The sequence below is a fragment of the Vicinamibacteria bacterium genome (genome assembly GCA_035570235.1).
Lineage (GTDB): Bacteria > Acidobacteriota > Vicinamibacteria > Fen-336 > Fen-336 > DATMML01.
This window is the reverse complement of record DATMML010000015.1, coordinates 218,855-232,130: the sequence shown is the minus strand read 5'-3', so window position 1 is coordinate 232,130 and position 13,276 is coordinate 218,855. Positions and strand designations below refer to the sequence as shown.

14 protein-coding genes are annotated in these 13,276 nt (G+C 71.1%); all 14 read right to left on the bottom strand.

All coding sequences use genetic code 11. The features are described 5' to 3' along the window. On the bottom strand, positions 1–802 hold an 802-nt coding region (gene bamD / locus VN461_03300; GenBank protein ID HXB53782.1), incomplete at its 3' end, for an outer membrane protein assembly factor BamD. After that, a complete protein-coding gene (locus VN461_03295; GenBank protein ID HXB53781.1) occupies positions 799–1,737 on the bottom strand; it encodes an NAD-dependent epimerase/dehydratase family protein in 939 nt (312 codons plus the stop codon). The genes bamD and VN461_03295, both read right to left, overlap by 4 nt. Beyond that, positions 1,734–2,132 carry a thioesterase family protein gene (locus VN461_03290; protein HXB53780.1) on the bottom strand — a complete coding sequence of 133 codons (399 nt, stop codon included), beginning with the start codon at positions 2,130–2,132 and terminating at the stop codon, positions 1,734–1,736. Before VN461_03290 ends, VN461_03295 begins: the two co-directional genes overlap by 4 nt. Continuing rightward, a complete protein-coding gene (gene rpe / locus VN461_03285; protein HXB53779.1) occupies positions 2,129–2,779 on the bottom strand; it encodes a ribulose-phosphate 3-epimerase in 651 nt (216 codons plus the stop codon). Before rpe ends, VN461_03290 begins: the two co-directional genes overlap by 4 nt. Further along, a complete protein-coding gene (locus tag VN461_03280) occupies positions 2,776–3,510 on the bottom strand; it encodes a PASTA domain-containing protein (GenBank protein HXB53778.1) in 735 nt (244 codons plus the stop codon). Before VN461_03280 ends, rpe begins: the two co-directional genes overlap by 4 nt. A gap of 70 nt (positions 3,511–3,580) precedes the next feature. Next, positions 3,581–4,873: a transcription antitermination factor NusB gene (locus VN461_03275; GenBank protein ID HXB53777.1), complete on the bottom strand. Its 1,293-nt coding sequence runs from the start codon at positions 4,871–4,873 to the stop codon at positions 3,581–3,583. A gap of 3 nt (positions 4,874–4,876) precedes the next feature. Then, the gene (gene fmt, locus VN461_03270; GenBank protein ID HXB53776.1) at positions 4,877–5,806 is read right to left on the bottom strand and encodes a methionyl-tRNA formyltransferase; all 930 of its coding nucleotides are present in this window, start codon (positions 5,804–5,806) and stop codon (positions 4,877–4,879) included. Positions 5,807–5,808: 2 nt separating this feature from the next. After that, a complete protein-coding gene (gene def / locus VN461_03265; protein ID HXB53775.1) occupies positions 5,809–6,327 on the bottom strand; it encodes a peptide deformylase in 519 nt (172 codons plus the stop codon). A gap of 53 nt (positions 6,328–6,380) precedes the next feature. Further along, entirely contained in the window at positions 6,381–7,574 is a 1,194-nt protein-coding gene (aroC, locus tag VN461_03260; GenBank protein ID HXB53774.1) for a chorismate synthase, read from the bottom strand. Positions 7,575–7,688: 114 nt separating this feature from the next. Continuing rightward, positions 7,689–8,897: an aspartate kinase gene (locus tag VN461_03255; GenBank protein HXB53773.1), complete on the bottom strand. Its 1,209-nt coding sequence runs from the start codon at positions 8,895–8,897 to the stop codon at positions 7,689–7,691. A 62-nt stretch (positions 8,898–8,959) separates the two neighbouring features. Further along, entirely contained in the window at positions 8,960–9,394 is a 435-nt protein-coding gene (locus VN461_03250) for a hypothetical protein (GenBank protein ID HXB53772.1), read from the bottom strand. A 28-nt stretch (positions 9,395–9,422) separates the two neighbouring features. Further along, entirely contained in the window at positions 9,423–9,944 is a 522-nt protein-coding gene (locus VN461_03245; GenBank protein HXB53771.1) for a cupredoxin domain-containing protein, read from the bottom strand. A 186-nt stretch (positions 9,945–10,130) separates the two neighbouring features. Next, positions 10,131–11,495, bottom strand: a complete 1,365-nt coding sequence (locus tag VN461_03240) for a sigma-54 dependent transcriptional regulator (protein HXB53770.1) — start codon at positions 11,493–11,495, stop codon at positions 10,131–10,133. Position 11,496: 1 nt separating this feature from the next. Continuing rightward, positions 11,497–13,275 carry an ATP-binding protein gene (locus tag VN461_03235; GenBank protein ID HXB53769.1) on the bottom strand — a complete coding sequence of 593 codons (1,779 nt, stop codon included), beginning with the start codon at positions 13,273–13,275 and terminating at the stop codon, positions 11,497–11,499. Position 13,276 lies beyond the last annotated feature (1 nt).

The following is a 13,276-nucleotide window of genomic DNA, read 5'->3' as shown; positions in this document are numbered from 1 at the left end:
CGGCGGGAGAGGGGGAGGGGCTCGGGGGGGGCGGAGGGGCGGGGGCCTTCTGCAGCACCTCCATGAGCCGGCGCGCGGGCGGGACGAACGCGCTCTGGGGATAGTCGCTGATCAGCCGGTTGAGGTGGGGCAGGGCCTCCGCCGCTCGTCCCGAGGCGCCCAGACCCTCCGCCAACCGAAAGAGGACCTCGTCGATCCGGTCGTAGTCCGGATAGTCGGCGAGGAGGCCCTCATAGCGCAGGATCGCCGCCCGCCAGGCCTGCCGGGTCTTCTGGTAGAAGTACCCGGCCATGAACTCCGACTGGGCGAGGCTCTGGCGGCACTCGCGGATCCGGCTTCGGGCCGGTTCCACATAGGCGGATGAGGGATAGACATCGAGCAGCCGCTGGTATTCCTCGAGGGCCTTCTGGATCGAGGTCTGGTCCCGATCGGGGCTGTTCCTCTGGCGGAAGTACGCCTCCGCGGCCTGGAACTGGGCATAGTCGCTCTTGGGGTGCGACGGGTAGAGGGTGAGGAACTCCCGGTACTTGGCGACGGCCAGGATGTAGTTCGCGGTCCCGCCCTCCTTGAGGTAGCTCTCGGCCAGGGCCAGCCGCGCCTCCGGCCCGAACTCGCTCTGGGGGAACCCGTCGATAATCCGCTTGCAGAGCTGACGGGTGCTTTCCCATTGGTTGCCCTGCAGGGCCTTCTGGGCGGCCTCCCAGATCACGCGGTCCGAGTTGCTCGACATGGACGCGACGTCCGGCTTTCCGTGGGCGCAGCCGAGGGGCACGAGCAGGAGCAGGAAGCCGAGCCGCTTCAACGTGTGCTCCCTAGCCAGTCCCACTCCCGGCCCAGGCCGTCGGCGAGGGGGACGCTCGAGCGGAAGCCCAGGTCGCGCCGGGCGGCGGTGGTGTCGGCAAAGGTGTCCCTCATGTCGCCCTTCTGGGGCTCCTCCCGAAGGGTCTCCAGCCGGCGGCCGGTGATCCCCTCGATGATGCGCAGGACCTGGTTCAGCGAGACCCGCTCGCCGCCGCCCACGTTGTAGATGACGCCCGGTCGTCCGGAGACGGCGGCCGCCCGCGTAGCGGCCACGATGTCAAGGACGTACGTGAAGTCGCGGGTTTGCTCCCCGTCTCCGTAGACGTGGATGGGGGTGCTCCCCCGGGCCGCGGTCAGGAACCGGTGGAAAGCCATGTCCGGCCGTTGCCTCGGCCCGTAGACCGTGAAGTACCGCAGGCTCACCACGGGAAGGCCATGGCTCTGGTGGTAGAGATGCCCGAGGTGCTCCGCGGCCAGCTTGGTGACCCCGTACGGGGAGACGGGACGGCAGAGCGAGTCCTCGCGCAGGGGTAGGGTGGGGGAGTCCCCATAGACGGAGGAGGAGGAGGCGTAGACCACGCGGGGGCTGCCCGCCTTCACCGCCGCCTCCAGCAACCGCTGGGTGGCGAGCACGTTGTGGTCCGTGTAGAGGGAGAAGTCCCGGCCCCAGGAGGCCCGCACACCGGCCTGGGCGGCCAGATGGAAGACCTGCTCCGCACCGTCCAGCAGGGCCTCGAGGTCCCGGTCCTGGAGGCGCCCCTCCACGAATCGAAAGGACCGATGATCGTGGGCCCGGGCGAGGTTTTGCTCCTTGATGGCCCGCGGGTAGTGGTCCACGAAGCAATCGATGCCCAACACGTCGTGGCCGTCGTCGAGGAGGCTCTCGACGAGGTGGGAGCCGATGAATCCGGCCACGCCGGTCACCACCGCCTTCACTCGAGACGGCTCCGGAGCGCGGGCGGGAAGCGGCGGGGCCGGCCGCGCCCATCCACGGCCGCATGGGCCGTGAAGGCGGTGGCCAGGATACCGTCGGCGCCGGTCCGGCGGACCTCATATTCAAAGGTGATCCGGGCCCCCGTGAGGGAAGTCACCCGCGTGCGGATCTCGAGCTCGTCGTCGTAGAGGGCCGGCCGCAAAAAGCGGGCCCCCGTCTCGATGACGGGCAGACGCAGGTCCTGCTGCTCGAGTTCCCGGTAGGTGAGGCCGCGGTGGCGAAGGAGGTCGGTGCGCCCCACCTCGAACCAGGCGAAGTAGTCGCCGTGGTAGGCCACCCCCATCTGGTCGGTCTCCGCGTAGCGGACGCGGATGGTGGACGAGGAGGGAGTGGTCACCGGCAGGCCTCGATCAAGCGCCGGACCCCGGCCTCGGCGTCTCCCTGCCCGAAGACGGCGCTGCCCGCCACGAATACGTCGGCCCCCGCGTCCAGGAGGGAGCGTATGTTCTGGGCGTCGACGCCGCCGTCCACCTCGATCTGGGCATGCAGCCCACGTTCCTGCAGCATCCGCTTCAGGCGCCGGACCTTGTCCAGGCTGGCGGGCAGGAAGGCCTGGCCACCAAAGCCGGGGTTCACGGACATGACCAGCACGTGAGCCAGCTCGGGCAGGATCTCCTCCAGGCTGCCCAGGGGGGTGGAGGGGTTGAGGGCCACCCCCGGGCGGACCCCTCGGCTCGCCAAGTGGGCCACCGTCCGCTGCAGATGGGGCATGGCCTCGACGTGGAGGCTGATCCAGTTGGCCCCCGCGTCGACGAAGGCGTCGGCGTGGCGGTCGGCGTTCTCTATCATGAGGTGGACGTCGATGGGGAGGGCGGTGGCCTTCCGAACCGCCTTCACCACCACCGGCCCCATCGTGAGATTGGGGACGAAGTGACCGTCCATGACGTCCACGTGGACCAGGCCGGCCCCCCCCTGCTCGGCCCGCGCCACCTCCTCAGCAAGCCGGCCGAAATCCGCGGAGAGAATGGAGGGAGCGAGGATCACGGCGTGGCCTTGCTGATGTCGAGGCTCACGGAGCTGCGGGAGCTGACCCGGTGGCCGGCGGGGGGGGACTGGCGGAGCACGATGCCGGGGGCCACGCCGGGGTACGTCCGGTACCGCACCTCGGCGACCTTCAGGCCGGCCGCACGCATCCCCTCCAGGACGTCCTCCGCCTTGCGGCCGATGAGGTCGGGCATCAAGTAATCGGCTCCCGCGGGACCGCGGCTCACGAGCAGGGAGATGCCCTCCCCCATGGCATCGGCCTCCCCCGCCGGGGGGTGCTGGACGAGAATCGTACCTTCCCCCTGGGGGTCGTTGACTTCGATGACCCGCGCGATGGGGACCTGGGCCTGCTCGAGGGTGAGCCGCGCCGTGCGCAAGCTCTCACCCTCCACGGCGGGAACCGCCAAGCGGCGGGGGCCCAGGCTGAGCCAGACCCGGATGCTGCGGTGCGCCTTTAGGGCGGCGCCGGCCACGGGCTCCTGGGCCAGGATGTGGTCCGCGGGCACGCGGAGGTCGTTGCGCTTGCCCTCCACGCGGATGGAGAGGCCCCGGCGGGCGGCTAAGATCCCAGCCTCGGGGATGCGCCGGGCCACCAGGGAGGGGACGACCACGTCCTGGGAGGTCAGCACGGCCCGCATGGTGAGGAGGGCGCTCGCGCTCAAGGCGGCCACGAGGGCCAGGAAGAGAAGGCCGTTCTTGACGAGGAGGACGGCGAAGCGCTGGATGGTCAATGGCGGTTTCGTTAGGGCCCGTCCCGAACGAGGGATAGAAGGAGAGACTACCACAAGCGACGCTCGGCCCTCACCGGCCGCCTCCCCCAGAGCGATGCAGGAGGGCGGCGAAGAAGGCGTCGCCGCGGTCGCGCTCCGGGCGAAGGCGCAGGAAGGGCCCTTCCGCGAAGGGGGCCGCCCAGCCGGGAAGGGGTGCGGGAGCGAAGCCCGGGTGGGAGGCCAGGAACGGGGCGATCACACCATCGTTTTCCTCATCCTCAACCGAGCACGTCGCGTAGACGAGGGCTCCCCCCGGCTTCACGATCGGGGCCAGACTCTCCAGGAGCTCCCTCTGCCGGCGGGCCTGGCGCGGGATGTCGGCGGGGCGCAGCCGCCAGCGGATGTCCGGGTGGCGCCCCAGGGTGCCGAGGCCGGTGCAGGGGGCGTCGAGGAGAACGGTGTCGAAAGCGGCCCCGAAGGGCGGCCGCCGGGCATCCGCCCCGAGGGGGTACACGTTGGTCGCGCCCCAGCGCCGGCAGAGCGCGGCGAGCGTGCGGAGGCGTCGCGGCGCCGCTTCTCCCGCCACCACGATCCCCTGCCCCAGATCTCCGATCAGGAGGGCCTTGCCCCCGGGAGCGGCGCAGGCGTCCAGGACGCGCCCGGGACGGGCGGCGAGATGGGCCACCATCTGCGAACCCTGGTCCTGGACGTAGAGCACGCCCGCCGCCGCCAGCTCCGCCCAGCGGCCCTGCGTGGCCTCCCACCCTCCGGGCACAGCCAAGGGCCGGAGGGTCAAAGCCGCCTGGGCCCGGGCTCGAGCGTCGCCCACCCGCGGGTTCAAGCGGAGGAAAACCGGGGGCGGATCCAGAAAGGCCCGCGCGCGGCTCACCGCGGTGGCGGGTCCGAGCCGGGTGAGCCAGCGCTTGGCCAGCCAGCCGGGGAGCGATCCGAGAGTGGTCAGCCAAGCCAGGGCATCCCGCTCCGGATCGGGCTCGGGGGGCGGGCCCACGCGTAGGAGTTGGCGGAGGACGGCGTTGACGAAGCCGCCCGCCTTTCGGGAGCGGTCGCGGACGAGGTCCACCGCCTCTGAGACGGCGGCCCGCCCCGGCACCCGCAGGTGGAGGATCTGGTAGGCGCCCAGGCGGAGGGCTGTGCGCACGGGAGCGTCCAGCTCACCCAGGGGCCGGTCCAGGAGGGGCTGCAGAGCATGGTCCAGCCCGCCCCGGCGCCGCAGGGTTCCCAGGACGAGCTCGTGGAGGAAGGCGCGCTCGCGGGGAGGGAGGGCCTCGGCCTCCGGTGTCGCGAGCAGATCGGCCAGGGTGGCGCGAGCGGACTCCGCCCGCGTGAGGATCTGGAAGGCGAGGCGGCGGGCGGGCGTGGCCACGGTCTAACCGAAGCGCGCCCCCGGGTGGAGCCGCGCTCCCGAGCTGAAGGCCGAGGCAACGACCGGGCGGCGCCCTTCGAGCTGGACCTCGAGGAGGTCGAGGCGGGTGCCGTGCCCACAGGCCACGACCAGGCCCTCGCGGTCCACCCTCACCACCGTTCCCGGCTCGCCGGGTCCGCCGGGGGCCGGGCGGGCCCGCAATACCTTCAGGACGCGGCCCTGCCAAAGAGTATAGGTACCCGGCCAGGGGTTGAAGCCGCGGACCCGCCGGGCCACGACGTCGGAGGGAGCGGTCCAGTCGATGCGCCCATCCTCTTTCTTAAGAAGAGGGGCGTAGCCGGCAAGAGCCTGATCCTGCGGCTGCGGCTGGAGACGGCCGTCCCCGAGACCCCGCACCGTCTCCAGCAGGAGCTCCGCGCCCAGGCGGGCCAGGCGGGGCTCCAGCTCGGCGGCCGTTTCCTCCGGCCCGATCGGTGTGGAGCGGGCAAGGAGAATGGGGCCGGTATCGAGACCCTCGTCGATCAGCATGGTCGTGACGCCGGTTTCCGTCTCTCCCGAGGCGATCGCCCAGGCGATGGGGGCCGCCCCCCGATAGCGGGGGAGGAGGGAGCCGTGGACGTTGACCGTCCCCCGGGGGGGGATCTCGATCACGCTCCGGGGGAGGATCTGGCCGTAAGCGACCACCACCTGCAGCTCGGGGGAGAGCGCGCGCAAGGCCTCGAGGGCCTGGGGATCCCGAACCCGCGGGGGCTGCAGGACGGGGATGCCGCGGGCCAGGGCCACCGGCTTGAGGGGGGGCGGGGCCAAGGCCCGGCCCCGCCCCTTCTCCCGGTCGGGCTGAGTTACGAGGGTGGCCACCTCGTGCCCGGCCGTGATCAAGGCCTCGAGAGCGGGGATCGCAAAAGATCCGCTGCCCAGAAAGACGATCCGCATGCTCAGTCGTCCCAGTCGTCGTTCTTCGCCCTCTTCCGGAGCTTTCGTTGGAGGAGGTCGCGCTTCAGGGGGGAGAGGCGGTCCACAAAGAGGAGGCCGTCGATATGGTCGATCTCGTGGCAGAAGGCCCGGGCGAGCAGCTCGGTAGCGGTAAAGACGCTGTCATTCCCCTGCAGATCCAGCCCCTTGACCGTGACCCGCGCGGGCCGCACGGGGGATCCCGCGTAGCCGGGAACGCTGAGGCAACCCTCCTCATGTCGCTGCTCGCCCACCCTCTCCACGACCTCAGGGTTGATGAGACGGATGAGCTGCTTCTTGTCCTCGCCCACGGAGAGATCGATGACAATCACGCGGAGGGGGACGCCAATCTGGGGTGCGGCCAGGCCAATGCCGGGAGCCGCGTACATGGTCTCGACCATGTCGTTGACCAGGGTCACGACGCTCCCGTCGACCTCGGGGACGGGGGCGGCGGGGGCGTGCAGGACGGGGTGACCGAATTTCACGATGGGCCGAATGGCCATGGATCTCCTCAGGGGGCGGAGGGAGAGGCAGCCATCTCGACCCCCCTTCTGGTTCAGGGTCCTTCGCGCGTCCGGCGGGACAGCAGCTCGCGCCAGCGAAGGCGCGTGGCCTCCAGGTGGTCGAGCAGCTCGGTCAGCGAATCGCCCCCCAGCTTCTCGAGCAGGGCGTCGGCCACGACCCAGCCCACCATGGCCTCGCCCACGACCCCCGCCGCCGGCACCACACAGGTATCGCTGCGCTCGACAGACGCCGCCTGGGGCTCCTTGGTCTTGAGGTCGATCGAGCGCAGGGGGATGAGGAGGGTGGGGATAGCCTTCACCACCGCCTGCGCGCGCAGCTCCTCCCCGTTGGTCACGCCGCCCTCGAGGCCCCCCGCCCGATTGCTACCGCGGTGCAAACCCTGGGTGTCGTCGTAGAGGATCTCGTCGTGGAAGGCCGCCCCCGAGGTGTGGCCGGCGGCGAACCCCGCCCCCACGGCCACCGCCTTCACGGCGGGGATCGACATCAAGGCTTGGCCCAGGCGTCCGTCCAAGCGGCGGTCCCATTGGGCGAAGGAGCCCAGGCCGGGGGGCAGGCCGCGCACCACCACCTCGAAAATCCCCCCCACCGTGTCGCCGTCCTTCTTGGCGCGGTCGATCTCCGCCACCATGGCCGCCCCCGCTTCCCGGTCCGCGCAGCGCACCGGGCTTTCCTCCACCCGCTCCAGCGACTCCCAGCTCAGGGGGGGGCCGGGGGGGAGGGCGGCCCCGCCGATCCGGGTCACGTGGCTGCGCACCGCTATCCCGCAGGCGGACAGGAGCGTGCGCGCGAGGGCTCCCGCCGCCACCCGGGCCGCGGTCTCGCGAGCGCTGGCCCGCTCGAGCACGTTGCGCAGATCGTCGGTCAAGTACTTGAGGGCCCCCGCGAGGTCGGCGTGGCCGGGCCGCGGGTACTTGAGCACGCGTCGGTCGCGGGTCTCCGGGGGCAGGGGCTCGGGCGACATCACGTCGCGCCAGTTCTCGAAGTCCCGGTTCCGGATTAGAAAGCTCACCGGGCTGCCGAGGGTCCGCCCGTGGCGGACGCCCGAGAGCACCTCCACCTGGTCGCTCTCGATCTTCATGCGGCCGCCCCGGCCATAGCCGCCCTGCCGCCGGCGCAGGTCGGCATCGATGGACTCGCGGTTGACGGGAAGGCCCGCGGGCAAGCCCTCCACGACCACAGTCAGCGCAGGCCCGTGCGACTCTCCCGCGGTCAGGAACCGCAACATGAACGGAGCCTAGGGCACCCCCCGGGACCTGTCAAGAAACGCGGGAGAAACGCGGTAGGCCGCGAGAATGAGGGCGGCCGCGCGCGCGCTCCCCCCAACCCAGAGGAACGCCGCTCAAGCCTCGGGGGCAGTGACCTCGTCCACGACCAGGCGGCGGTGGAGCAGACGCATGGCCTCGGGGACGAAGCCTTCCTCGAGGAGGAGGCTGATGCGGAAGCTGGAGGTGGAGAGGCCCAGGACCGCGGCCCCCATCCCGGTGAGGACGGCCAGGGCCTCGCGGACGTTGCCGAAGCTCGCGTTGATCCCGGCCCCGATGGCGGAGACCGCTCCCACGCCCGAGCGCAGAGAAACCCCGCTCTCCTCACCGCTGAGTTCCGCTTCGAGGGCGGGGTAGTCGTGCAGGTCCTGCCGGGACAGGACGAGGGAGGCGTGGCCCGCGCTCCCCTCGAAGAGCAGCTGCTTCCCCCCCGTGGAGCGTGCGTCCAGCCGGGCCAGGAGCCGGGCCAGATCCTCCGGGCCCTCGCTGGCCAGGGACAAGACCAGGAGGCCGGTCTCCCCCGCCACGCCCACCACCCGACCCGGCGCACGGGGGGGGCCGCGCCGGATCACGGTCTCGCCCGGGCCCCCCGCACTCGCACGCGCATAGAGCGCGATTCCCCTTTCCTTAGCGAACTCCACGGCCTGGGCGTTCAGGACGCGGGCCCCTGCCTCCGCCAGCTCCTGCATCTCCGGGTACGAGATCTCCGCCAGTCGGCGGGCCTCGGGCACGAGCCGGGGGTCGGCGGAGTAGACGCCGTCCACATCGCTGTAAATCTCGCACGACTGCGCGCCGAGGGCGGCGGCCAGGGCCACGGCTGTGGTGTCGGATCCCCCCCGCCCGAGGGTGGTCACCTCGCGCTTGTAGGAGACCCCCTGGTAACCGGCCACGATCACCACCTTGCCTCGGGCCAGCTCGTCCTGCACCCGGTAGGGGCGGACCTCCACGATGCGAGCGTTGGTGTGGGCGTCGTTGGTAATGATGCCGGACTGGGAGCCGGTGAAGCTGACGGCGGGAACCGAGCGCGCGTTCAGGGCCATGGAGAGCAGGGCCATGGAGATGCGCTCTCCCGCGGAGAGCAGCATATCGAGCTCTCGCCGGGCGGGGTTGGGGCAGATACGCCGGGCCAGACCCAGGAGCTCGTCGGTGGTGTCGCCCATGGCGGAGACCACCACCACCACGTCCTGGCCCGTGGCCCGGGTGGCCGCGATGCGGTCGGCTACCTGACGGATGCGCTCGACGTCCGCGACCGAGGAGCCGCCGTACTTCTGGACCACTACCCCCAAGGCCACCCCCGCCGGCATTGTAGCGGGCTTTCTCGCGCCCGCGCGGGTCGCGTCCGACTCCTCTATTGAATGACGATCGTGCCTTGGAAGAGGGTGTTGGTGGGCATGCCGTGGTCGTGATACCCGCACGTTCGCGCCACCGTGAACACGCCGGTGGTCCGGGTCTCGCCGGGAAGAAGTTCGCCGACGGCGTTGATGGGGGGGCAATCGGTGTGTTCGGGGTGGGGATCGGAAAAGATCTCGTGGTCCTGGTTGTCCTGATTGACGAACGTCACCCGGCTGCCCAAGGGGACCTGAATCGTCTTCGGGCTGGCCCCCATCGAGGTGAGGAGGACGGTGGGCCCGGGGGGACCCGACGGGGTGGGGGTGGGAGCGGGAGTCGAGGGCGATGAGGGGGACAAGGAGCCCCCGCAGGCGCCGAGGGCGAGGGCAAAGAGGAGGAGGACGAGCCCGGGGACGACCTGCTCCGAACCGTTCTTCCGCGCACGCGCTGACACGGGGCCTCCTATTGAGAGATCGCTCAATTCAATCCCCCGCCGCACGGGCGGGGGAGGGCACGACCACGGGCGAGCAGGCCGGGGTCCGGGGCCGTGAAGCGGGAGATGCTGCGTCCGAAGCCGATCTCCGCGCGTCGCCTGCGCTTTGCGCGGGCGAGGGGGTGGGCGAGGGGGGAGCCGAGCGGGGCGTGACCACCAGGGTCCCCCTCATCTCGCGGTGGCGCGGGCCGCAATATTCGGTGCAGAAGAACTCGAAGGTGCCGGCTTGGTCGGCCACGAACTCCACCGTCACCGGCTCTCCTCCTTTGGGGATGACCGCCTCCACCGTCAGCTCCTTGATGCCGAAACCGTGGGTGGTGTCGGTGGAGTGCAGGGTCAGCCGAACCGCGTCCCCCTCGCTCACTTCCAGGCGGGCGGGCTCGAACTGGAAGCGGGAGGCGGTGATGTCGAAGGAGCGCGGCTTGGGTGGCTCCCCGGGGGCGCGGGCGGGGTCGAGCAGGACCGCGAGGAGCGCGGTCACGGAAAGGACTTGCGTCGCCTTCAGCCTCATGCTCCGCTCCACTCTCCCCTGCCGCGGGGCTCGGGCGCCCCGCGACCCAAAAGACGGGGAGCAAGCCGTGTGCCGCGCCCGTCCGGGCCAGAATCCGGGATTCGGGCGGGTTCTCGGAGCCCGCCCCTTACGGCCGCCGTAAGGGATTACGGCCACCGAAAGCCTCCTCCCTCCGGCCGCGGCCTCCTACTCGATATGGTACTTGGCCAGGTAGTAGCTGAGAGCGCGCTGGCTGATGCCGAGAAGCTCGGCCGCGGCCTTCTTAACCCCGCGGGCCTCCCGGAGGGCGCGGCCGATCGTCTCCCGCTCCACCCACTCGATGTTCTGGTGCAGCTTCAGCGAGGGCGGGCCGGAGGGGGCGGCTCCCCCTGCCCCCGAGGGGGAGACGTCGGCCGCCTCAATCACCGGGCCGCTGGACAGGACCACCGCGCGCTCGATCGTGTTCTCGAGCTCGCGGACGTTTCCCGGCCAGTCGTAGGACTGCAGCGAGGCCAGCGCGTCCTTGGCCACCCCGTCAATCCGTTTGCCCGTGCGCTGCGCGTGCTTGCGCAGAAAATGGTCCACCAGCGCCGGGATGTCGTCGCGTCGCTCGCGCAGAGGGGGGAGGGCGATGGGGATGACGCTCAGCCGATAGAAGAGGTCCTCCTGGAAGCGGCCCTCCGCGACCATCCGCGGCAGGTCACGGTTGGTGGCGGCGATCACCCTGAGGTCGACGGTTTGGGTGCGCTCCGCGCCCAGAGGTTCGAACTCCCGCTCCTGGAGGACGCGCAGCAGCTTGGCCTGGAGGGCCGAGCTCGTGGCTCCGATCTCGTCCAAGAAGAGGGTTCCTCCGTCGGCGAGGGCGAACTTTCCCTTCTTGTTGGAGGTGGCCCCCGTGAAGGCCCCCCGGACATGGCCGAAGAGCTCCGACTCCAGCAGGGTCTCGGGTATGGCGGCGCAGTTCACCTTGATGAGGGGCAGCCCCCGCTGGGCGCTGCGGTCGTGGATGGCCCGCGCCGCCAGCTCCTTGCCCGTCCCCGTCTCCCCGCTGATGAGGACGGTGCTCTTGGTCAGAGCCACCTGCTCCAGCTTGTGGAGGAGGTCCTGGATGGCCCGGCTCCCTCCCACGATGCCGTAGTGGTTGAACTGCTCGTCGCGCTCGCTCAGGAGGTAGAGGTGCTGGGTACGCAGGCGCTGGTGCTCGAGCGCGCGCCGCACGGCGACCAGGAGTTCCTCGACCTCGAAGGGCTTTTGCAGGTAGTCGAAGGCCCCCAGCTTCATGGCCTCGATGGCGTTCTCCACGGTGGCGTGGGCGGTCATCATGATGACCTGCGGCCGGTCGCCTTCCGGCGCGGAGGCCAGGAGGTCCCGGATGAGCTCCAGGCCCGTCCGCTCGGGCATCCGGTTGTCGACCACGAAGAGGTCGAAGGTGCGCCCGGACAAGAGGCGCTGAGCCTCCCGGGCGCTGGAGGTGGCCACGACCTCGTGCCCCTCCTCGCGCAGAGCCCGCCCGAGGGCCTTGAGGATGCGCTCCTCGTCGTCGACCAAGAGGATGCTGCCGCGGGGCTCCATCTCAGGCGGCCCCGGGGGCGGTGGCGGAGGGGCGCGGCTCCGCGGTGGGCAGCTCGATCCGGACCTCCGCCCCTTCGGGGGGGCGGTTCTGGGCGGAGAGCGTGCCCCCCAGCGAATCGATGATGTTCTTGGCGATAGCGAGGCCGAGCCCGGTCCCCGTGCGCTTGGTTGTGAAATAGGGCTCGAAAACGTGGGGCAGATCCGCGGGGTCGATGCCCACTCCGCGGTCCCGCACCACGATGGCGGCGCGGTCGGGGGAGAGAGCCACGGTCTCAAGATCGATGTCGGCGGTGGCGTCGCCCGTGGGCGCGGGCAGGGGCCCCCGGGCCCGCACCGACTCCCAGGCGTTGGACAGGATGTTGGCGAGGGCGGTGCGCAGCCGCTCCCCGTCCGTGACGACCCGGTTTAGACCGGGGTCGAGGGAGAAGTGCACGGCGGGGGACGAATCCCCGGAGAGGGTGGAAACGGCGGCCTCCCGGCACAATGCGTTGAGGTCGGTGGGCGCGTACTCCAGCCGGACCGGACGCGCGAAGTCGAGGACGTCGCTGACCGTGCGGTCGAGGCGGGCCACTTCGTGGTCGATGTCCGCCGCCGCTTCCCTGAGCTCCGGAGTGGGCACCCCCTCGCGGCGGAGGGTCGTTAGGGAGGCCTTGATGATCATGAGCGGATTTCTTACCTCGTGGGCGATGACGGTGGAGAGGCGGCCGAGCGCGGAGAGGCGCTCCCGCAGCGCGGCCTCGCGCTGGAAGCGCGCGATGGCGTCCGTGAGGCTGTTGAAGGTGCGGGCGAGGAGGTGGGCGTCCTCGTCGTCCCAGACGCGGCCCCCCGGGATCTTGCGGGTGAGGTCGCCGGTGGCCGCCATTTCCCTCATGGTGGCGGTGATGACGGAGAGGGGGCGGGTCACGGTGCGGGCCACCGCGTAGCTGAGCAGGACCGCCACCAGAACCGCGATGAGGGCCGCGACGAGCAGGGCCGCGTCCAGAGTACGCACGAAACGGAGGCGCTCCGTCCGCGAGCGCAGGATGACGGCCATGGGGGCCCGGGGGCCGGCGGGGGCGTAGAGGGGGTGCCGCAGGGCCACGTACTCTGCGCCGTCCAGAAGCACGGTTGCGATGGCGTCGCTCTCCAGAACGCTGGAGAGGGCGGGGCCGCGCCCCCCTGGGAGGGTGGCTGCCCGCAGCTGGCCATCGAGGGCGAAGGCGACCTCGCTCTCCGTCACCGCCTTGAACCGCGCGGCGAGGGCGTCGTCGAGGGCGAAGCCGAGGCTCAGGGTTCCCGCCACCTCGGGGGGATCGGGACCGATGGCCACGGGCACGGTGACGATCTCGAGGAGGCCACCCGGAGCGGGGCGGAAGGTCACCGACTCCCGCCCCGCGAGGGCGGTGCGCACGGCGGGGCTGCCCTCCATCTCCGCGGCCGGAGCGCCGATCGCGACCAGCACCTGCCCCCGCCGGCCGGTGACCACGCAGACGTCCGCCCGCACCCGGGCCTTGTAATCCTGGGCCAGGGGCTGCACGGTCGGAGGGTCGCCCGTGTCCACCACCGCCTTGAGCTTGGGTAGATCCGCGATGAGCCGGGCCATGACGGTGAGGGTCTCGAGGCGGGCCGCATGCTGTTGTTCCACGAGGTCTCCCGCCTCCACCAGGCCGCGGCGCAGCTCCTGCTCCGCTTCCCCCGTTACTCTGACGGTGACAAAACGGATGGCGAAGGTAATGGAGAGGATGGCCAGGAGGGCGCTGGCCAGGAAGATCCGATTCTGGAGGGAGGAGAGCAGCTTCATG

Bases quoted from the DNA above. Each gene is read 5' to 3' on its own strand.
- fmt (HXB53776.1), bottom strand. From the start codon at position 5,806: ATGCGGATCGTCTTTCTGGGCAGCGGATCTTTTGCGATCCCCGCTCTC.
- def (HXB53775.1), bottom strand. From the start codon at position 6,327: ATGGCCATTCGGCCCATCGTGAAATTCGGTCACCCCGTCCTGCACGCC.
- aroC (HXB53774.1), bottom strand. From the start codon at position 7,574: ATGTTGCGGTTCCTGACCGCGGGAGAGTCGCACGGGCCTGCGCTGACT.
- VN461_03245 (HXB53771.1), bottom strand. From the start codon at position 9,944: ATGAGGCTGAAGGCGACGCAAGTCCTTTCCGTGACCGCGCTCCTCGCG.
- VN461_03240 (HXB53770.1), bottom strand. From the start codon at position 11,495: ATGGAGCCCCGCGGCAGCATCCTCTTGGTCGACGACGAGGAGCGCATC.
- VN461_03235 (HXB53769.1), bottom strand. From the start codon at position 13,275: ATGAAGCTGCTCTCCTCCCTCCAGAATCGGATCTTCCTGGCCAGCGCC.